Here is a 1243-nt window from a genome sequence, read left to right on the forward strand (position 1 = left end):
ACGCAATTGAATGCCACGCAATTGAATGCCGTCGAAGGGTTAGCATCAGCGGGAGAACCGGATGTTCTTATTTCGAACAGCAGCCTTGGTTATCGATTGGATATTTCTGCCGATTCAACGCTTTTGTCCAGCTTAGGGATTTCAAGCGGAGAGAAGATAGAGGTCCAGGTACGTACTGTCCAAGGGCAACAGACCCTTATGATTGACGGCACGATTGATGTCGTGGCGAATGCACAACCGCGTACCGAGAGCTCATCTGGTAAAGATGCGAGCCAGACCCTAACGATCCCTCAGAAGGCTCTTAGCATTAAGGTCGTTAATTCCGAGCTGAAAGGGGGTGAGCAGGCAAGGATCAAACTCGAGAAACGCTCACAGCAAGAGGGACTGGTCATCTCCAACGAGGCAATTCATAAGGACCATGACGGCATATTTGTTTATAAAATTGACTTGCAAAGGGGTGCATTAGGCAATGTCTCTATTGCCCGTAAAGTCCGAATTCATTCTAGTGAAACGAATGACAAAGAAACGCTGATTCAAGCGGATAGTCTTTATGAAGATGACCTGATTATTATGGAAAGTAGCGAGCCTTTACAAGACGGAAACCGTGTTCGTCTGCAATAGTTAAGCATGTATACGATAAAATGATAGGAGAATTCATACAATGAAAAAGTGGCTGTGTATAATATTTATTGGTATTTTAATCACGACAACGACCGCATGCAGTTCTGGAGGTAGCGAGGAATTGGCAAGTACGGGGAAACCGGTAATCAAAGAGGGGAAAACAGTCGTTACTTTGTCTATGCAACAACCGAGCGCATTTATTCAGACAGCAGAGAAAAAGTTTGAAGAAAAGTATCCCGACATCGATCTGCAAATTCAGACCACAGATGATTATGAAAAATACCAAAAAACGACGAATGCAGCGCTGCTATCAGGGAAAGGCCCGGATATCTTCGATATAAGCCATTTGCCTATCGACGATTATGTGAGCAAAAAGATCCTCCTGAACATGGATGAGTTCATGGAGCAAGACAAAACGCTGAATAAAAGCGATATGCAAATGAACGTTTTGGATGTATTGAAGCATAATGGCGGTATGTATGCCATGCCTTTATGGTTCTCCCTGCGGGCGTTTGTAGGCGATGGGGACCTTCTTAAGAACGCGAATGTCGACGATAAGCATTGGACCTGGAAGGAGTTTGAAGAGATTTCGAAGAAACTGGGGGGGGAGGGCACGGAACAC

General features: G+C 45.0%; 1 protein-coding gene and 1 pseudogene. Both read left to right on the forward strand.

What is annotated here, in order from left to right; translation table 11 throughout:
• A pseudogene (locus AC1DWN_RS33955) lies at positions 1-621 on the forward strand (efflux RND transporter periplasmic adaptor subunit); the annotation flags it as partial.
• 40 nt (positions 622-661) lie between these two features.
• Positions 662-1243 (forward strand): ABC transporter substrate-binding protein (locus AC1DWN_RS33960; protein ID WP_477563220.1); only part of this gene is annotated, 582 nt, incomplete at its 3' end.

The sequence above is a fragment of the Paenibacillus sp. P4_A7 genome, assembly GCF_056402455.1.